Source organism: Colwellia sp. MB02u-14 (assembly GCF_014076915.1).
GTDB lineage: Bacteria > Pseudomonadota > Gammaproteobacteria > Enterobacterales > Alteromonadaceae > Colwellia_A.
The window spans coordinates 47857-68697 of the sequence record NZ_JACGUX010000086.1 but is presented as its reverse complement, the minus strand read 5'-3'; the positions used below and the strand labels follow the sequence as shown (position 1 = coordinate 68697).

Here is a 20841-nt window from a genome sequence, read left to right as displayed (position 1 = left end):
CTGTCTGAATAGCGCTTTCAAAGGTTGGCTAAATAGGTTCAACACAGCTAATAACATCACAGTACGCTTGAAATATTAATAGTCATTTGCCAATTCTCTTTTGGCTGTGGCCCATTGAGTTTTTTATAAAGAGGCGCGCCAATTTCTACTGTGAGTCGATAGTCCTTGGCCAGACGCCATAAAAGGCCAAGCTTAAGATGAATTGTTTTGCCGCCAAAAAGTTTTGGGTTTGTGATTGAGGCAGGATAAGGAGAAACAGGCAGTCCAAGCATTATTAGAGAATCATCCTGTCCATGAATTTTTTCGCTGTACTCAAAGTCCGCCCCGATAAAGGGTTGGAGTCTTGGAGATAGGTCAAATTGATAACGGCCATTCAGACTATAATTGTTACCCAGACGATAGTCCCTATCATTCGTGCCAGTCCGTATTCTAGCCGACAGACCGACGCTGATGTCATGTGCACCACCATATTGATAATTTATTGCAAACGGGAAATCATAGGTGCCTGAGCCCAGTTGCATGGTATATGGAAGCGGCTCCTTATCATCCTCGGTCGGGCGTGGCGTATCTCCCTCCTCATCGATAGAACCGGTTGGCAGGGACACGCCAAACGAAAATCCCCAAACTCCCTCATTGGAACTGTACCAGCGGTAGAGCGCTACAGCCGCAACATCCCCTATTCCGCTGGTTTTAATTTTGAAATTACTGTAGCCGGGAACACTGCTGATGTGGTCAGTTTCTTGATTAATATAGGGGACCGATATACTCCCCTGCCATTGAGAACTTAACTTATAACCCAGTGATAAAACAGTGGCATTTTGAGTGATGACAGTGGGTACAACGGGGAAGTTTTGAGCCGTTCGCGGTTCAACACCCATCGGTCCATCCCATAGCACCTCGTCATTGCCTACCGGTCGGGTACCATCAAGATAGCCTTGAAATCCCACGGCTTTGAATTGAGCGGCCAATGTCCATGGTGAAGTCGCACCGACCTCATAAATATTTTCAAAAAAAAGCTCCTGGAGGCTCATTTCAGCCATTTCAGACGGTGTACTTTGTGCAAAACAATTAGCACTAAAAATAATTAACATCAGCTGTATATATTTCATTTTAAATACCTCATAGACTACTCAATACGCTAATGGATACATTAGCCCTCCAGAGTATTACTTGAGGATACGAAAGGCATATTAGCCAGTGTCAATTTCAAATTAAAGGAACTGAAGCCTATACCCCACACGGCGCGTATAAAATACCTCCAAGTAATGCTCTTACTATGCTATGGCTCAATAAGCCACCTATCCTTAGTCAACACAATAAGTTTATTATAGGCAGCAATTTAAGAAATTGACATTCTGGTTCAGAAATGTAGAGACAAAAAAGCGGCGAATCGATTCTTTAGAAAATTTCTCAAAGGCCAGCGGATCGCGCCAATCAAGATAGTCACCGGTAAATTGCGCAGTTATTCAGCGATGCCAGAACAGAGGGGATGGTAAAGTATGAACGTCATGAACCAGAGAAACCTGTGAGAAATGCGGTGATGGGAGGTTATTGCGAGCATTGACAAATCGGCAAATAAGCCGATTTGCACAGCGAATGCTGCCCCGCAGGAGTTAGATACTGGGAAGTGTTTAATGAACATTCATTGGTGATCCAAAAGATATTCAGTCACCTGAATACAAACAATGACGAAGTCGTCGAATTATTGCCCCACAAAGTCGAGCACCGCCTCAGGTAGATTGGTTTGAATAGAAGCCGTTCATCATCATAAGCAAAACTGGTTTGCACAACAGCCCGAGACGCTTGTCTTGAATTCTGAAATACGTGAAAACGGTTGATTAATAGACGTAAAATAGCCAATTTTCACTCCCTCAAAGATATAATAAACTGGTAAATGAGAGGAAAACTAAGCAAGGTGTATTTTTATTTCATAAAAAATGACGTTTTATTTTACCTGTTCAGCAAACCTGAGATTGCTGATCTATAATTAAAAGGTTTTAATGCGACTATAGTGTCAGGCCAAAATATGCGGATATATTATTTTATAAGTCAAGCACGTGAGAATGGATTCTATAGATAGATATGATGAAGGACAATTAATGATAAATGATGCTGATGTGATGAAGAAACAGAGCAATATAATTGTATTTATTACAATATTCTTTTCTTTGATATTGACGTTTGTAACGACGAAATACTTGAAGAGGCCTCAGAAGCATTGGAATTTGAAGGCTATGATTCTCTAACTGCAAGCAATGTATCGGATGCACTAAAAATAGTGCGTGACAATCCTGATATTGCCCTAATATTAACAGACTTGAGAATGCCTGGACAGTCGGGGTTAGATCTAGTCGACATTCTAAAGGAAGAGTTTAATAACAAGCTTTGTTTTATAGTCATGTCTGGGCATGGCAGCTCTGACGTTGAAGATAGTGTCATAAAGCAAGGTTTTGCTTTTATACGTAAACCATTAGATATTGATGAACTGATAGATACTATTAAATTAAGGCTTGAAAATTAAATCTAAGGAAAATTCACCTTGATAACAAAAATTTTAATAGTCGACGACGAAGCATATATTCGTGAAGAACTACTCGAAACGATCAGCGCGGAAGGATATGAATGTTGTGAAGCAGCCAATGGAGAAGAAGCGCTCAATATTCTTCGAAGTGATAATGAGATTGCTATTGTCCTTACAGATATTCAAATGCCGGGGAAGGACGGTATTCAAATGATCCGCGAGGCTAAAGAAGAAAACTGCAAAAATCGTAATGTGGAGTTTATCATTATGACGGGACACGGTGGGTCAGCAGAAGCTATTTCTGCATTGAAATTGGGTGTTTTGGATTTTATTGAAAAACCGATTGATATTGAACACCTTTGCCATGTCGTCCGTCGAGCAGAAGAACTGGTCATTTTGAGGCGCACAAAAGAGTATTACCAAGCTAGTCTTGAAGCTGATGTACATGCAAAAACGATTAAGGTTCGCAACCTTCTAAAGGATGTTGAAGATGCGTATGACGAAGCGTTGACATGCCTTGCTGTGGCAGCCGAATTCAAAGATCCTGAAACGGGTTATCATATAAAGCGAATTGGTGAGTATTCCAAATTTATGGCTAAACAACTTGGCTGGTCAGAAGAGCGTCAACATATGATGTTGTTAGCCGCCCCACTGCATGACATAGGCAAGATCGGCACGCCCGAAATTATTTTATTGAAACCCGGAAAACTCGACGCTGATGAAGTCGCAATTATGAAAGAGCATTCACAAAATGGTTATAATATTTTGTCTCATGCAGAACATTCAGTCATGAAAATGGCAGCAACGATTGCAAAAAATCATCATGAACGTTGGAATGGAGGAGGTTACCCTAGAGGTCTCAAAGGAACAGAAATCCCCATTGAAGCTCGTATTGTCGCTGTGGTTGACGTTTATGACGCGCTTAGGTCAAAACGTCCTTACAAAGCGGAGTTTGATCAAGAAAAAACGTTGTCAATCATGCTTGATGGTGACGGACGAACTGAACCGTCGCATTTTGATCCGCAAATGTTGGACATTTTACGCAACAATTCTGAACAGTTCGATGCAATTTATAAAGGTCTTGCTGATTAAAAGCAGGGTAAAACATTTATCAGGTCTTAAAGATAAGAGGATATATTATGTACGGAATGGTTAATAAAGCAGTGGAAGATATGGTCTGCATGAAATTTGGCGAGCCGGTATGGGAAGATATTAAGTCCTGTGCAGGGGTCGACATAGACGTATTCATGAGCAACGAAGCGTACCCAGACAAAATGACTTTCCAGCTGGTGAATGCGGCAAGTGAGGTACTGAATATTCCTGCAGAAACCGTTCTTGAGGCATTCGGTGAACACTGGGTACTGCATACAGCGCAGAAAGGTTACGGCGGTTTGATGCAGGCCAACGGTAGCTCATTGCCCGAGTTCCTGGCCAACTTGCCGGGCTTTCATTCAAGGGTGAAGATGCTGTTTCCTAACCTGAAACCGCCCGGTTTCGAGTGTACAGATGTAACTGAAAACTCACTAAAGCTGCACTATCGTACGCACCGCGCAGGCTTAGTGCATTTTGTCATTGGTTTGATGCACGGCCTGGGCAAGTTGTTCAATACACCGGTTATTGTTCACCTGGTCGAATCCAAGGAACAAGGTGCAGATCACGATGTTTTTGATGTCAAGTGGTCAAATGAGCAATCGAATGAAAAAAAATAACCCGTGCTCAACATCTCAGTTTGGCCTTCCGCCACAGCAGTTTGCCGCAGCGTTCCCTTTCCACTTAGTGTTGAACATGCAGATGGAAATACTGCAGGTTGGAACAACACTACAACGTATTTGTGCTGATATCCTCCCCAGCGCGAGTATGGATAAGCTATTTGAATCGATCCGACCAGAGGGTGTTTTCTGTGTCAACTGGGTGCTCGAAAATGCCGGATCATTTTTCCTTATTAAACACCTTGCCAGTGATCTCAAGTTGCGTGGCGAGTTCGTATTTTTACCTCGCGAGAGTGTGTTGCTGTTTCTCGGCACACCTTGGTTTATCGACGCTTCCGAGATCGCCATACATAAACTTAGTTTCGCGGATTTTGCCACCCACGATGTGGTCGTTGACATGCTCCAGCTATTCCAGGTAAACAAGATGGCACTCGAGGACGCGAATAAGCTCTCCGGCAAGCTAACCGCCCAGCGAAGTGCACTTCGGTTAGCCAACGAAAACCTGAAAAAGCAGGAAGAACAGATGAACCAGCTGACTGGCGAACTGCTCCGAAATCGCGATGAAATGTCTGAGGTGGTTGATACCATTAACCAGCTTGAGGAGGGAATTGCATTTCTAGACAGTGATGACCGCTTTGTATTCACCAACTCGGAATACCGGCACATGCACGAGAAAGTCATCGATTCGGTACAAACCGGTGTACTGTTTGAGGATTATCTAAGGCGTTTGTTTGACGCTGGCGAGATTATTACGCACATCATAGACTGTGAAGAATGGGTCGCCAAACGCATGGTAGCTCATCGCTCTTTGCCAAGCGAATGTGAGATAGTCATAGCTGGGGGTAAGACACTCAATATTCGTGAGCAGGTGACTCATAGCGGTGGGATCGCTATGGTGATTAGGGATATCAGCGAGCATAAAAAGTTGCAGGCGCAACTGGTAAACTCGAGCAAGCTCGCCAGCCTGGGAGATATGGCCACCGGAGTGGCGCACGAACTCAACCAGCCGCTTAACATAATATCAATGGCGGCAGGCAACGTTGAGAGAACTCTCAAGCGCGGCGAATTTGACCCAGAATACCAGTTGGAGAAGATGCAGCGTATCAGGGAAAGTGTTGTTCGCGCGTCGAAAATCATCGGCCACCTGAGATCGTTCGGCCGCGATTCTAGTGAAGTTGCTCAGCCATTTGACCCTCGTGATGCCGTGAGAGGCGCGATCGGTATGATCGGTGAGCAGTTAAAGTTGTCTAGGATTGAGTTGGTGTTGGCTCTACCCACTGAGGTAGGTGCGAAGGTGTTTGGATATGCGCTTCGGTTCGAGCAGGTGCTACTGAGCCTTATTCGCAACGCGAGTGACGAGCTGATTGCGCATCCTTCTGGGGGGGGACGGAAACGCATCCAGATTGTCGTGGTGTTCGAGCCACAGGGGCAGGTGAGTATTAGCGTTGAAGACAATGGATCAGGTGTTCCTGTGGAATTACTTGAGAATATCTTCGATCCGTTTTTCACCACTAAGGTGGTTGGTAAAGGGGCTGGACTGGGGTTGTCGGTGTCTTACGGTATAGTTAATGAGATGGGTGGTAAGATCGTTGTGTTGAATACCAGCGGCGGCGCCAAGTTCGAAATCATCCTACCCACGATACATCACTAAGGCAATCGGGATTAGGCCAATCAGAGTGAGCCAAGTGGTAGAAAAATCAATCGAAATCCAGACAACCCATAATCGGACTAGAAAGTTGAGTATCCACCTGTTTTTTACGCGAATTCCATTAATCGAAATTGTGGCTAACGCCCGCTTCATGCATTGAGTCATTCAACAAGAGTTTATGTTTTTAAAAGAGGCGAATTTCTTTCTTTTAACACTTTCAAAAATTTTGATTCATCATAAAATGTTCGTGTCTTCCAACACTTATTAAGCAATACAGACCCATTTTTATGCTAATGCTCCGAAGTATATAGAAATAAAAGCGGTATTTTAGGAGGTATAACTACACCATACCTCACTGACATAATGTTAGATACTGACCAATAAGCCCCTATCGACATAATAAAAAATCAATTATCTGCTGTTATAGCTCATGAAGTACATTATGATGTAAGAGCTAAGTCAGGTGTTAAAAATAATGGTAACGGTGCTGTAACTCTTGTTAATATGCCAACAGAGGACTTAGTTGTAATAATAAGTATAATAAGCTATTCAATAATACAAAAATAAGCCTGCCTTTTTGTCCCTAAATATTTTATACAACCAATTCTTCGCGTTATCAGGGTGTTAAGGAGATATAATAACTAATTGAGTCAAAATTACTAAAATTTTGACCTCCCTCTAATTTAGGGGGGATTTATGAAAAGGAGTCATTCTACATGCTAGTTAACAGGCGGTGCTAGATTCATAAAGAAGAAAATATTTAATATGATAAAGCATTAAATTAAGTAGCTTAAGATTTTTAAGTTTCAGTTTACTAACACATTATTAATAATTATTTGCAATGGATTTATATGAAATTATTATCATTCACACTAACGTGTGTATTTACATTTTTGATCGCTTTCCAGTGGTACCAGCAACATAGCAACTTTACACACAACGCTCATCAACTAGTTGATCAAGATGCAGTTTTCAATAGCTTATTAGATTATGGGCAACATAAAAGTGACCAAATACCTACAGGTGTATTTATTGACTCACTAGAATTTACTGGGCCAAATGATGTTCACCTTAGTGGTTATGTATGGCAAGAGTTTAGTGCTGAAATTTTAGAAAAGCACAAACCAGGGGTTATATTCCCTAACTCTATCGGTAATGTAATAATGAAAGAAGCTTATCGTGATGTTATTGCTGGTATAACCGTTGTTGGTTGGTATTTTGAAGTAGATTTACGACAAAGTTTCAGTTATAAAAATTACCCTATTGATCATAAAACAGTATGGTTAAAAATCCTGCCTGATAATTTTAATAGTAATTTGATTCTAGTACCATCACTTAATTCTTACGATAGTACCGCTAAATTATCTACATTTGGTATTTCACAGGATATTGTACTCTCAGGTTGGGCTTTAAATGAGTCTTTCTTTAGCTACATGAGACTTAATTTTGATACTGATTTTGGTTTGCATAATGACCACCCCAAAACGAACTTACCAGAACTCACGTTTAATATTGTCATTGAACGGGACTTTCTTAGCGCATTCATGATTAATATAACTTTACTATTGGTTAGTATTTTTTTGTTATATAGCTTAGTACTTATGATGACTTCAAATAAGCATCTTAGTTCTAAATTTAGTGCTAGCGTTTCATCCTCTATCGGTAGTTGTGCCGCAATTTTCTTTGTTATATTAATTGCGCATATAGATGTTAGAAAACATTTTCCAGGGGAGGGAATTGTCTATATCGAATATTTTTATTTAGTGAGCTATTTTTTCATAGTATCTACTGCATTTACTATTTATACGTTTAACTCTAGAGAAAAGGCTACAACAAAAGGTTTATTTGCTAATGATGGTATTTTACTTAAAGTTAGTTTTTGGCCAATTTACACATTGTTAATCTGTTTAATTACTTGGAACCATTTTTATTAATTGCTATATTATTTAAAACCAAATGTGGCTCTCGATTATATTTATGTAATGACGTAGGCGGTTCGGAACACGATATGATATTGCTTTCATTTCTTGTAGACGTAAAAGGGTTATTTGTATACTTTTTCTAATTTACACTTCTAAGTAGTTCGATTGTAATATTAAGGAGGACGGTAAATAAGAATTTTTTGCTCTTTAAATGATCACTTTTAGCCTGTTAAAGTGGCGTTATCGATATAAAAGCTAATATCTCGAATGTGGCCAAAGAGATCATTAGAAAGCAGTTTATTTACCTGTTGGCAGTCATACGCCGGTATGGTGTACTGCCAGCGGTAAACTTTATTTAAGTTCTCTACCCACAGAGCGTCGTCACCGTATTGTCAGTAAATTATCACTGGATAATTTGGCATGTAATACCTTGATTAACCGTGAGTTATTAGAAAGTGAGCTGTTAAAAATTGGGGGTAATGAGCTAGGAACGGATAACGAAGAATTTGTCGATGGTATGGTTGCTTGTGCGGTACCTATTAAAGATGAGGATGGCAGGTTGTTTGCCTGTCTTTTTACCCATGCTCTCGTGATTCGTAAAAGTTTAGATGAGTTACTCGCTTTTGAATCAGTATTACGCCAGGCAACTATCGAATTAGGTGAACTACTCAAAAAGCAATAATTGGCCAGCGATTCAAACATCGTAATACTGACGATGAATTGCTTCCAATTATTGATTAACTATTTTGACTTGCTCACATTTGAACTAAGTCCTCGATGTTATTAAACCAGAATGGATTTTTTTTTCAGGTATATAATGATAGAGAATAACTATTATAATTCATATAGTAATAGAAAAAGGCATGTTGACATGCTTGTACAAAAAAACTATGGCGGTCTGGGGTGAAATGCCATAGAAAATTACTTTTTATATCAGTTATCCCTGAAGATAGCTGACATAAAAATAGAGTTGGTTACTTTAATCATTAGTTTAGCCTTTTAGCCTTTTAGCATTGGTGATTATAAGGGGATTTATTTCAAAGATTAGAGATAATCACAAAACGTAAATAATATGTCAAATTTTCTCATAAGGTGATGCCATTTCATTATTTATGACGATCCACATTTGTTCCTACTATTTTTTCTCTTACGCTATAAATTTTCTATTAGTAGAGTATTACCATTTATTTTACTGCAAGTCTGGTGGTAGCTAAATCATGACTCTTTAGGTGAGTATCTCGTGCGTATACGTAAGTTTTCCTTAAAAATAGTAACAAATAATGGAACATGAACAGCACTTAGCGTTACTTAGTGCGTCAGCCCAAGGTGACAAACAGGCATTTTCTCAACTGTATTAAGCGACCAGTAAATAGCTCTATGCGGTAAGTTTGAAAATGTTAATACGAAGAGAGTTGTCTAAAAACGCCTTGCAGGAAGTTTACGTCCGTATTTGGCATAACGCATTGGAATATCTTACCGTTAAGGGCACAGTGTTGACCTAGATGGTCAGTATTGTACGTTATCGCGCGCTGGACATTTTACGTTATCACAAAATTAGAAAAGCAGATGAACTCGTTGAGAATAAAAGCTTCGATCTCAACACCGATGACAAAATTAGTGACTCAGAACAACTCTTACTCGATAAATGTTTAAGCAGTTAGATCTTCAGCAACGACAAGTTATTTACTTAGCTTACTTTAATGGTTGCTCTCATCAAAAGGTGGTTAAACACCGAAATAATCCATTGGGTACCTTAAACGCTGGATAAGACGTGGTCTTATGAGCTTACAGAGTTGTTTAACGCCATGAATTATCAATCTGAGACCTCAAAAACACGCTTGCTGCAGAATATGTACTCGGTACTTTGCGTGGACCTGCTCGACAGCGCTTTCAAAAACTGATGATGCAATTTCTGCTGATCAGTGACGCAACCCAAACCTAGGAGCAAAATCTCAATGGTTTGGGCCAAAAAATACCACCCGTGACACCTGATGTTTGTGTGTGGCAGCGTATAGAAAGTCAGTTGGGTTTTGTTACTGAGCCAATACAAACCAATGTTGTGGCAATAACTAAGACAAAACCTCGAATTTGGCAAAGCATTGCTGGTTTAGTGTCGGCGGCTGCAATCGTCCTTACAGTGATGTTATTTAGCGTTTAGCCACTACTTCAACCCGAGGTTCAGCAACTCGCTTTGATGAGCAATGAACAAGCTAACTTGCTATGGGCACTAGAAATTGGTGCAGATACTATTAGCGTACAAGCAACAAAGCAATTTGTGGCGAAGGCTAATTACCTGCGGATCAACAGTTACTGAGTATACTCGCCTTTAATTTTGGTGTTGAAATAGGCCAGTTAGCGATACTTGCTATTTTACTGCCTGTATTAACTTTACTAAGTAATACAACATATTATACGAGAGGTGTACTGCCAGTGGGGTCTCTATTAATTGCTATTATGGCCGTGCAATGGGGTGTAGAACGTTGGTAAACTCCAAAAATTACTGTGTGTACAATGGTCTAATTAAGGAGGGATGAATTAAAGTCTTGAAAAGTGATAGGTCACTCTAGCGACTTGACTAAATTTTATAGGTAAAAAAAGTATTGCGGATGCAATACTTTTAAGTCGCTACTCATAGTTAGCTAGGTTAATAACTTACACCGTTGTAAAAAACGGCGTAAGTATTTATTCAAGACTTAGAGAAGATCAAAGCGATCAGCATTCATCACACTTGCCCATGCAGCAACAAAATCAGTGACAAATTTTTCTTGATTATCATCCTGCGCGTAAACCTCAACATATGAACGAAGAATTGAGTTCGAGCCAAAGATAAGATCAACGCGTGTTGCTGTCCATTTTACCTTATCTGAATGACGGTCGCGGACCTCATAGAGGTTATCATCCGTTGACTTCCACGTGTAATTCATATCGGTGAGGTTAACGAAATAGTCGTTTGATAATACGCCTTCGCGTTCAGTGAATACCCCATGCTTTGTGCCACCGTAGTTAGTGCCAAGCATACGCATACCACCAATTAACACTGTCATCTGGTGAGCGGTAAGTCCCATCAATTGTGTACGGTCAAGCATGAGTTCTTCTGCGCTAACAATATAGTCCCCTTTGAGCCAGTTACGATAAGCATCATGGGTTGGCTCTAATACTTCAAAGGAATCTACATCGGTCATCTCATCTGTCGCATCGCCACGCCCTGGTGAGAACGGAACGGTTACGTCAAAGCCAGCCGCCTTTGCAGATTGCTCAATACCAACATTACCTGCTAAAACAATGACATCAGCAATACTTGCACCGCTACCATCTGCAATAGTTTCAAGCGACGCTAACACCTTAGCAAGACGCGAGGGTTCGTTACCTTGCCAATCTTTTTGCGGGGCAAGACGAATACGAGCACCGTTCGCGCCACCGCGTTTGTCAGAACCACGAAATGTTCGCGCGCTGTCCCATGCGGTAGAGACCATTTCGCTGATACTCAAACCACTTGCTGTTATTTTTTTCTTTACTGATTCAACATCATAACCAGTATCACCTGCTGGAACAGGGTCTTGCCAGATAAGATCTTCTTGTGGCACATCGCTGCCAATATAATTCGCTTTTGGCCCCATATCGCGGTGCGTAAGTTTAAACCATGCCCGTGCAAACACGTTAGAAAAGTATGCGGGGTCTTTAGAGAAACGCTCTGAAATCTCTCTATATGCCGGGTCCATTTTCATCGCCATGTCGGCATCAGTCATAATTGGATTTTGACGGACAGATGGATCTTCAACATCAACAGGTTTATGTTCTTCCTTAATATTTATCGGTTGCCACTGCCAAGCACCAGCAGGGCTATTTTTGAGCTCCCATTCGTGGTTGAGTAACATCGAAAAATAGCCATTGTCCCACTGAGTAGGATGTGTGGTCCAAGCGCCTTCAATACCACTTGTTATTGTATCGCGACCAACACCGCGTTTGGTTTTGTTGTTCCAACCTAAACCTTGTTCAGTGATATTGGCCGCTTCGGGCTCTTCACCTATTTGTGAAGCATCGCCATTGCCATGACATTTTCCTACGGTGTGACCACCGGCCGTTAGCGCAACGGTTTCCTCATCGTTCATCGCCATACGTTCAAACGTTACACGAATATCATGCGCTGTTTTAAGGGGATCTGGCTTACCATCAACACCTTCCGGGTTAACATAAATAAGGCCCATCATTACTGCCGCCAATGGGTTTTCTAAATCACGTTCACCCGAATAACGGCTTCCTTCACTGCCACTAGGAGCAAGCCATTCTTTTTCTGAACCCCAGTAGGTATCTTTTTCTGGATGCCAAATATCTTCACGACCAAAAGCAAATCCAAAGGTTTTTAAGCCCATAGATTCATAGGCAACAGTCCCTGCATAAGCAATTAAATCAGCCCAGCTCAGTTTGTTACCGTATTTCTTTTTAATCGGCCATAGTAAACGGCGCGCTTTATCTAAGTTAGCGTTGTCTGGCCAAGAATTAATGGGGGTAAAACGCTGATTACCTGTAGCTGCTCCGCCTCTGCCATCTGATATACGGTATGTCCCTGCTGCATGCCAAGACATACGGATCATTAGTCCACCATAATGTCCCCAATCAGCAGGCCACCAGTCTTGGCTATCGGTCATGAATGCGTGCATATCTTTCTTAAGGGCCGTGATATCAAGATCTTTTACGGTTTCTCTATAATCAAAATTGGCTCCCATCGGATTCGTTTTATTATCATGTTGATGAAGAATGTCTAGATTAAGCGACTTTGGCCACCAGCCCATATTAGACGTACTGCTTTGTGTGGCACCGCCGTGCATTACTGGGCATTTTCCACTTGTTGTTGTTTTTTTTTCATTCATATTCAATTTCCTTTTGTTAATCGGTACGGAACGGTCTTAGATAATAGTGAGAATAATACGATATGATGACGCTAAGTGATCACTTTGAAATACACCTAATCTTTTTAAAATACATCATAGTACATTCTGTAAAAACCGCATTTTTTCTTAGTGCGAGATGACTTAATAACGTATCTCATTCTGTTCGTTTATTAAACCTTATTTTTTCATAATTAAATGCGTTTATACCGGGTAAACATATGGGGAAAATGTTTCAGTTGTATGAAATGGGTTATTGGTTATAAAAGATAGTACGGCTTCTTCTTTATTATTTTATCTTTGCGGGTTATCCACGCATTAACACTTTTGCTTTGTAACACTTGTGTCATCTTTCTTAAATAAAAACTACATATTACTTCAACATTTCTGTCATTTAACCCCCGTAGGATAGCCGCAACTTTATTCTAATAATTTCTGCGGAGCAGACTAACATGCAAATGAATTCACTCTTTAAAATAAGTACGCTAGCTTGTGCTATTACTTTAGCCGGTTGTGGTGGTGGCGATATTAAACTCTCATCTGAAGTGAATAATTCAGTGGGTGATACGACTATTACTAACCCAACGCCTACCGATCCCGTAGTGACTGAATTACCGGGTAAGTCTAGTTCTGTGTTGGGACAAGATGTTTCAAATGCTTTAGGTTTTGATGTTGCTGTACAAGTACTTGATGGACAAATTAGCAGTGATATGACGTTAGTTGCCAGTGCCGACAGCAAGCCGGTATTTTATGCCATTAGTGGTGCATTAGAAGTGATGGCAGGAACAACGCTAACTGTAGAGCCTGGCGTTGTTCTTTTTGGACAATCAGGTGGTGATTATTTAGTTGTGCACCGCGATGCAAAAATAATGGCAGAAGGCATAAAAACTAAACCTATTATTTTAACTTCATTGCAAGATGTTAAAGGCGAAGAAACAACAGCAGGTCAATGGGGTGGTGTCGTTATTTTAGGTAATGCCCCTTCGAATAAATGTCCTACTGATGGCAGTGCATGTTCTCTTCAAATTGAAGGCGCAGAAGAAGGGGCTGTCTTTGGTGGCACAAACTGGGAAGACAATTCAGGTATTTTAAAATACCTTGTTGTTAAATATGCTGGGTTTGAAATTGCGCCCGACAACGAACTAAATGGTATAACGTTTGGTGGTGTTGGCTCAGGAACAACGGTTGATTATATTCAAGTACATTCAAATGCCGATGACGGCGTAGAATTTTTTGGCGGTGCGGTTAATGTTAAGCATTTAGTGTTAACAGCGAACAAAGATGACAGTATTGATTGGGATAATGGTTATAAAGGTATGCTGCAACATGTTTATGTAGAACATGCTAAAAATGCCGGCGAAGCAAACCGTGGTATTGAAGGTGATAACGATGGATCTTCTCCTGATAAAGAGCCACAGTCAGCGCCAATTATTGCTAATTTAACCATTGTCGGTAATAACTTTGACAGTGCAGATAAAGACTCAGAAGGTATTTACTTACGCGAAGGAACCGCAGCAAAAATATTTAACACGGTTGTAACAGGCACCAGTGAAATGGGTGAATGTTTAGAAATTGAAGGTGGTGCAACGAGCTCTGTAACCGTTAATAATGCTAACAGTGGTAAAATTGTTATGCAAAACAGTGTTATGGCCTGTAATAACAGTGAAAACTTCAAAAATGCTAAAGCGGAAGATGGCAGTGTTTTACTTGACCTTGAAGCATGGTTCAGTGCAGAAACATCTAATAGTATCAGTAGTTCTATTTTAATTAATGAAAACGGTATTCCTGATGCTAACTCGCCACTTGTTGCTGAAAATGCCGGACAAGATGTCGCTAATACACAAAATGCCTTTTTTGACTCCGTTGACTACATTGGCGCGTTTGACAGTGCTAACAACCCGGGTAACGATTGGCGTGAAGGTTGGGCCTTTGGTTACGGTGGTGGTGTAGTAACCGCTCAGGCAGAAACACAAGGTTGTCCTACTGGTACATCGGCAATTTCTTCAGTCAATGGCTCAAACATTACTTGTCAATTAAGCGGTGTTATTGCTAATAACTTAACGTTAACCGCTAATAATGTTTATGCCCTAAACGGCGCTGTTTTTGTTGGTGGCGATAAAATCAACTCAGCAACGTTAACCATTGAAGCGGGTACAACCATTTATGGCCGTTCAGGTAGCGATTACTTAGTGGTGAGTCGTGACTCAGAAATCCAGGCGAATGGTACCGCCTCAAAACCAATCACTTTTACGTCAAGTCAAGATTTGACGGGCGCTGAAACAGGTGCGGGACAATGGGGTGGTATTGTGCTTTTGGGTAATGCGACATCAAATAAATGTCCAACGGATGGCAGTGATTGTGCACTTCAAATTGAAGGTGCTCAAGATGGTGCCGTCTTTGGCGGCACAGACGATGCCGACAGCTCAGGTACATTACGTTATGTCGTGGTTAAGCATGCAGGTTATGAAATAGCACCAGACAACGAATTGAACGGTATCACGTTTGGTGGTGTTGGTTCTGGTACGAAAGTCGAATATATTCAAGTACATGAAAATGCTGATGATGGTATCGAGTTTTTTGGTGGCACCGTTAACCTTAAGTACGTGGTATTAACGTCTAACAAAGATGACAGCGTTGATTGGGATAATGGTTTTCGTGGCAATTTACAATACGTATTAGTTAAGCACGACCCACAAAATGGTGAAGCAAACCGTGGTATCGAAGGTGATAACGACGGTTCAACACCGAACAAGCTACCACAATCAAACCCAAGCATTGCCAACATGACCATTATAGGCAATACATTTGACACAGCCGATAAAGACTCTGAAGGTGTTTATCTTCGAGAAGGCACGAAAGCGCAACTGCATAACTTTGTTGTTACAGGTCCTGCGGGCATGGGCGAATGTCTAGAACTTGAAGCAGGTTTAACTGTAGACCAAGCAAAATCTGGTGGTACGGTAATGAGCAATTCTGTTATAGCTTGTGATGAAGCGTTTAAAGGCACAAAAGACTCTAGCGATACTGCTTTTGACTTAATGAGCTGGTTCATTAACGATAATACTGAAAACAGTACCGCTGCAAATACAAGTGCGGTACTAGAGGGCATTTTCACTATCGATACCACAACACCTAAAGACTTTACCGGTAACAGCTTTTTTGAAAATGCTGACCATGTAGGTGCGGTAACGAAAGCGAAAAACTGGACAGCAGGATGGACAGTAGGTCTTGAAGAATAATTAGACGTTGCAAGGCGAGCACTGTTTATTCCAATAATCAGTGTTCGCATTTTTATACCAGCATAACTAATCAACACTCAATCAACCTACCTGATGCAAGCGATTATCAAAGCAGAAAAAGCGTATCAAAAGCAAGCACAGAGACTCTATCGAGGTTAACGATGAATAAAGAATTAAGGCATAGCGCCAACAAACTAAAAGCAAAAAAAAATAATAATCGTTTTAGTTTAAACTGTTTAGCGCTAGCAATATTAACAAGCTTTTCAGCGACATCAGCAGTATCAGAGCAAACATCAGCAGAAGATGAGGCTATTGAAGAAGTTGTTGTTAAAGTAAGTCGGTTAAAAGGCACCGCTAGCGCTATTATCGCAGAGCGCCGCAATCAAGCCTTTATTGCTGATATTTTAGGCGCAGAGCAAATTTCACGCACCGGTGACAGTGATGCTGCAGCCGCGTTACGACGTGTTACGGGTGTAACATTAGTCGATGGCAAATTTATCTACGTACGTGGTTTAGGTGAACGCTATTCCAGCACACAATTAAATGGTGCCGCTGTACCTAGCCCAGATCCTACACGAAGTGTTATACCACTTGATTTATTTCCAGCGTCGATTATCGAATCTTTATCGGTACAAAAATCTTATTCACCTTCAATGCCGGCACATTTTGGTGGCGGCAATGTTGATATCCGTTTAAAGAGTATTCCAACAGATTTTCTTTTTAATATGTCGGGTAATGTTGGGGGAAATAGTGAAAACTTTGATGATGGCTACAGCTACAAAGGTGGCAGTGATGACTGGCGTGGCCAAGATGACGGCACTCGCGCAGCACCCAAAACATTACAAAAATTATGGAAAAATTACAGTCCATTAAAAAATCTTAGCCAAGATGAAAACCGTGCAATAGCGGCGCAGCTTAATCGTGATTACGATCCCGTTAAAGAAAATATCGAACCAGATTTTGGCCTTGATATTGCGATCGGTGACAAATTTGAACAGGGTAAATATCGTTGGGGTTATTTAACTTCTTTATCTTATGACAATCAATGGCAAGTAAGTGAATTATACGAAGGTCTAGATTTTCGCAATAACACTGACGATTCATGGAGTTTAGTACGAGGTTTTGACCAAGTTACCTCAACGGAGCATTCGGTGAAATGGTCAGGTCTGTTGAACTTAGGCGTAGAATACGACCGAGATCATCGCCTTGATTATAGTTTAATTGTGCTACGTGATACTGCCAACGAGATAAAAGACAAACTCGGTAATACCAATAACGTGTTACTGAGCGACGGCCTTCGCATTCGAGACAGTGATGTTAGCTACGAAGAGCGTGAGATGATCGCTAACCAGTTTCGTGGCACGCACAACCTGCCATGGCTGTGGAGCATAGGTTTTGATTGGAAATACTCAGACGCTCGTTCAAGTCGCTACGCGCCTGGTAATGTTTCTACGCGCTACATATTGAGTGACGAAAACGAAGATGGTGTGTTTGATCTTGCTAACGAAAGTAGTTTACGTAAGGCTTCAACTGCTACTCGTTATTCCTTTCAGGACTTGGAAGATAAAGTAGCAAACAGCGGTTTTAACCTGTCTTTGCCCGTGACATTTTCGCAATCAGAAGTAGAGCTTAAATTCGGTGGCGACTTTATTGAGAAAACTCGCGACGCTTTTTCGAGACGTATCGATGTAAATACCTTAGCCTTTAAGGAACTTAGTCTTAGTGGTAATAAAATGAATGATATTTTAACTGACGATATTATTCTTAATCATCCATTACAAGGCAGTGAAACGATTATTCGAGACACCTCTGTAATGGGCGATGACTATTATTCAGCACAAATGACTGATGCTTATTACTTTGAGGCTGATTGGTTTATTGACAATACTTGGCGTATCAGTGGTGGTTTTCGCTGGGAAGATTACCGTCAGGTTGTTGCTCCTTTAGACCCTGCAACGGGACGCTTTGATTTACCGTCTGAACCAACAGAAGCTGATTTAAAGAAACTATCCTTTACAGAAGATGATATCTATTCGGCGTTAGCGCTTACTTACATGATGAGTGATGAGGTTCAGTTTCGCTTGTCTTATGGTGAAACCACGATACGCCCAGATATTCGCGAAGTTGCTCCATCAACCTACCTTGACCCGTTAACCGGGTATCCTATTCGAGGGACTGCGGGGATAGAAACAACCGATATTAAAAACTACGATCTACGTTGGGAGTGGTACTTAAATACGGGAGAAAACTTATCCGTTGGTTTGTTCTACAAAGAGATGATAAATCCTATTGAATCAGTTCAATCACCAGGCCAAGATGGTCCGCCTCTTATTGTTATTGCAAATGCTGATGATGGTGAAGTTTATGGTGTTGAAGTAGAGTTCATGAAAGATTTTGCCTTTTTGGGTGATTTTGCTGGCATGAACGGCAACGATTTTTTCTTGTCGGGTAACGTGACCTTAAGTGACTCTGAAATAAATATCAACACGCAACGGGTTGTTGAACAAACTGGAGTTTCTGCAGCCATTACTAACCCCACACGCAGAATGACAGGTCATTCTGAATATGTGGTAAACATAAACTTAGGTTACGATGCACCCAACGGTAATCATTCAGTGACAGTGGCCTACAATGTCTTTGGTGAACGTATTATTATTCCAGGTATAGAAGGGCAAGACGACAAGTATGAACAACCTTTTCATTCACTTGACATGGTATATACCTACTATCCTACCTATTCAACAACGTTAAAATTCAAAGTACAAAACCTACTGGATGAAAGTAAAGAAATAGAGTTTTCTGACACTTTATTTCGTAGTGAAACGAAAGGCATTGCGTTTGATATTTCATTTAAGTGGGATTTCGATTAGTTAACATCCGTTGTTAATGAATAAAAAATGGCTATCAAGGTAATTTGATAGCCATTTTTATTGTTAGACAATAATTTTTTTGATCGTGTAAATATCTGCTCGTCTCCTTAAGTATTACTGAAATCACAATGTAAAATATTGATATTATTTATATTAACAATATGAGCATGAAATATATATGCTTACAATATAGTCATTACAGGCAAGTACCCACCGTATATGATTAGCTCATCAATGGTTTATCGAGAATCACTCGCCAGTTATTAATCAGGCTTTTTCATTAAGGAAGATAAATTGAAAAAAGTTGTAGAGCGAATCAGTACGAGTAGAAGAAGACTTCTAAAAAAAGCGACAGCGCTTGCTACTTTAGCGGTATCAAGCACTATGGTCAGCAATCGTGTTCAAGCAAGCGCACAAGAGAGTTGTGAACGTTCAGATACCAAAGATTTAAGTTACTTACCAAGCCCTAAACAAGCCCAAGCTACTGAAGGTGTATTGCCCTTATCTGGTGGCGCAGGACTTTACTATTGGGACACTGGCGGGGAAGGCCCTGCAGTAGTATTGTCTCATCCCGGTAGAGGAAGTGCGTTAACGTGGCCTTATCAGCAACCTGTTCTTTCTGCAGCGGGCTTTAGAGTTATTGCATACTCTCGACGTGGTTATTATGGTTCCCCAGCCGGTTTAGCTGCTGATACAGGTAACTATGCTGATGACCTTAATGCGTTAATTACTCATCTAAATATCGACAAATTTCATATTCTTGGTCTCGCCGCAGGCGGTTTTGCTGTTTCGGATTATGCGGTGTCATATCCTGAAAAACTGCTTAGCATGGTTATCGTTTGTAGCCTTTTTGGCTTATGGGACAAAAATATTGACGAACGTTTGGATTTTATTCTCCCTAAGAGCTTTGCGGGTTTACCGCCTGAATTTAAAGAACTGGGTGCTTCATATCGTTGGGCAAACCCTGAAGGTGTTCGTCAGTGGATTGATATGGAAGAAAAGTCGAGGGGGAATGGCGAAAGGCATGGTCAGCAAGCTAAAAGTAATATTACGTGGGAGAAAATGAGAGCGGGTAATATTCCTACTTTTTTTATTGCAGGTGGAGCTGACTTATATCAACCCCCTTCAATGATGAGGGCTGCAGCACGCGAAATACCTAACAGCCAGACTCTGGTGGTTGCAGAAGCGGGGCATGCTGTGCAGTGGGAACAACCAGCATTATTTAATCAGGCCGTTATCGCTTTTTTTAGAAAACACCAATAAATTTCAAATGGTTAGCGTGATTTTAGCCAAGACTTGATTTTTTCATCACTATAATATTTACCACCTTCTTTAATTTATTGATTTAAAAGTGGTATTTTTATGGCTTGATTTGTGCTCTCATAAAACAATTATTTTAAAATAAGGATGTTATAAATAATGTATGGCGTTAATAAGAAAAATTTACTGTTAACTTTGCCGATATTGAGTCTTTTATGGTTTACAGCAACGATCGTTATAGGTGGTCTGTTTTATCCTGGCTATAGCCATACCTCGCAGTTTATTAGTGAACTAGGCGCAACAGGCTCGCCGCACGGAAATTATGTTAATTATATAGGGTTCATGCCAACAGAGTTGTTCATGCTTGCTTTTGTATTGATATGCTTTTCTGTTATTCCTAAGACAAAGGTTAATTTTAGCGGATTGTGCTTTATTGGACTTTATGGGGGTACGCTCAGTGTTGCCGCTTTTTTCCCTTGCGATTTTGAATGCCGCCCTACAACACCATCACTGTCACATAATATTCATATGCTATCTGCGTTCCCGGGTTATTTATCTGGAATAGTATCCATGTTTGTTATTTCATCAGGTTCATCATTTTGGGCTAAATCTAAAACGTTTAAAATATTTAGCTATGGTATCGGTTTTTTATGTATCTATGCATTGTTGAATTTAGATCCTAAATTAGCTTTTGTTGGTAGTGTTCAGCGTAGCTTGGATCTCATGATATATTTGTGGTTTATCTATTTTGCTTATCATTTGAGAAAGTTCTTGTCTGAAAAATAA

General features: G+C 40.6%; 13 protein-coding genes and 3 pseudogenes. 14 read left to right on the top strand and 2 right to left on the bottom strand.

The window, feature by feature from the left end; genetic code table 11:
* Positions 1-56: 56 nt before the first annotated feature.
* Positions 57-1109, bottom strand: coding sequence for a hypothetical protein (locus tag H4J52_RS16325; protein WP_182178814.1), 1053 nt, complete (start codon positions 1107-1109; stop codon positions 57-59).
* A gap of 237 nt (positions 1110-1346) precedes the next feature.
* Between H4J52_RS16325 and H4J52_RS16320 the strand changes: the two genes are divergently transcribed.
* The 10 genes and pseudogenes from H4J52_RS16320 to H4J52_RS20555 form a co-directional block, all read left to right on the top strand.
* Positions 1347-1496: a DDE-type integrase/transposase/recombinase gene (locus tag H4J52_RS16320; protein WP_310649994.1), complete on the top strand. Its 150-nt coding sequence runs from the start codon at positions 1347-1349 to the stop codon at positions 1494-1496.
* Between the two features lie 650 nt (positions 1497-2146).
* Complete coding sequence (locus H4J52_RS16315) at positions 2147-2521, top strand: response regulator (RefSeq protein WP_310649993.1); 375 nt, start codon at positions 2147-2149, stop codon at positions 2519-2521.
* 18 nt (positions 2522-2539) lie between these two features.
* Positions 2540-3613, top strand: a complete 1074-nt coding sequence (locus H4J52_RS16310; RefSeq protein ID WP_182178816.1) for an HD domain-containing phosphohydrolase — start codon at positions 2540-2542, stop codon at positions 3611-3613.
* A 56-nt stretch (positions 3614-3669) separates the two neighbouring features.
* Positions 3670-4230 carry a heme NO-binding domain-containing protein gene (locus H4J52_RS16305; RefSeq protein WP_259367875.1) on the top strand — a complete coding sequence of 187 codons (561 nt, stop codon included), beginning with the start codon at positions 3670-3672 and terminating at the stop codon, positions 4228-4230.
* Positions 4217-5881 carry an ATP-binding protein gene (locus H4J52_RS16300; protein ID WP_182223393.1) on the top strand — a complete coding sequence of 555 codons (1665 nt, stop codon included), beginning with the start codon at positions 4217-4219 and terminating at the stop codon, positions 5879-5881. Before H4J52_RS16305 ends, H4J52_RS16300 begins: the two co-directional genes overlap by 14 nt.
* Positions 5882-6729: 848 nt before the next feature.
* Positions 6730-7812, top strand: a complete 1083-nt coding sequence (locus tag H4J52_RS16295) for a hypothetical protein (protein WP_182178822.1) — start codon at positions 6730-6732, stop codon at positions 7810-7812.
* Positions 7813-8107: 295 nt separating this feature from the next.
* Positions 8108-8482: pseudogene (locus H4J52_RS16290) on the top strand (IclR family transcriptional regulator C-terminal domain-containing protein); the annotation flags it as partial.
* A 598-nt stretch (positions 8483-9080) separates the two neighbouring features.
* A pseudogene (locus H4J52_RS16285) lies at positions 9081-9609 on the top strand (sigma-70 family RNA polymerase sigma factor).
* A gap of 151 nt (positions 9610-9760) precedes the next feature.
* On the top strand, positions 9761-9958 hold the full coding sequence (locus H4J52_RS16280) for a hypothetical protein (RefSeq protein WP_182178824.1): 198 nt from the start codon (positions 9761-9763) through the stop codon (positions 9956-9958).
* A 146-nt stretch (positions 9959-10104) separates the two neighbouring features.
* Positions 10105-10287: pseudogene (locus tag H4J52_RS20555) on the top strand (HupE/UreJ family protein); the annotation flags it as partial.
* 206 nt (positions 10288-10493) lie between these two features.
* Here the strand turns inward: H4J52_RS20555 and katG are convergent.
* On the bottom strand, positions 10494-12668 hold the full coding sequence (gene katG, locus H4J52_RS16270) for a catalase/peroxidase HPI (protein ID WP_182225181.1): 2175 nt from the start codon (positions 12666-12668) through the stop codon (positions 10494-10496).
* Positions 12669-13138: 470 nt separating this feature from the next.
* On the opposite strand from katG, the gene H4J52_RS16265 reads away from it, so the two are divergent.
* The 4 genes from H4J52_RS16265 (at position 13139) to H4J52_RS16250 (ending at position 20841) form a co-directional block, all read left to right on the top strand.
* A complete protein-coding gene (locus tag H4J52_RS16265; protein ID WP_182178828.1) occupies positions 13139-15925 on the top strand; it encodes a hypothetical protein in 2787 nt (928 codons plus the stop codon).
* Positions 15926-16086: 161 nt separating this feature from the next.
* On the top strand, positions 16087-18795 hold the full coding sequence (locus H4J52_RS16260) for a TonB-dependent receptor domain-containing protein (RefSeq protein ID WP_182225179.1): 2709 nt from the start codon (positions 16087-16089) through the stop codon (positions 18793-18795).
* Positions 18796-19089: 294 nt separating this feature from the next.
* Positions 19090-20058 carry an alpha/beta fold hydrolase gene (locus tag H4J52_RS16255; RefSeq protein ID WP_220461107.1) on the top strand — a complete coding sequence of 323 codons (969 nt, stop codon included), beginning with the start codon at positions 19090-19092 and terminating at the stop codon, positions 20056-20058.
* 156 nt (positions 20059-20214) lie between these two features.
* A complete protein-coding gene (locus H4J52_RS16250; protein ID WP_182178833.1) occupies positions 20215-20841 on the top strand; it encodes a DUF998 domain-containing protein in 627 nt (208 codons plus the stop codon).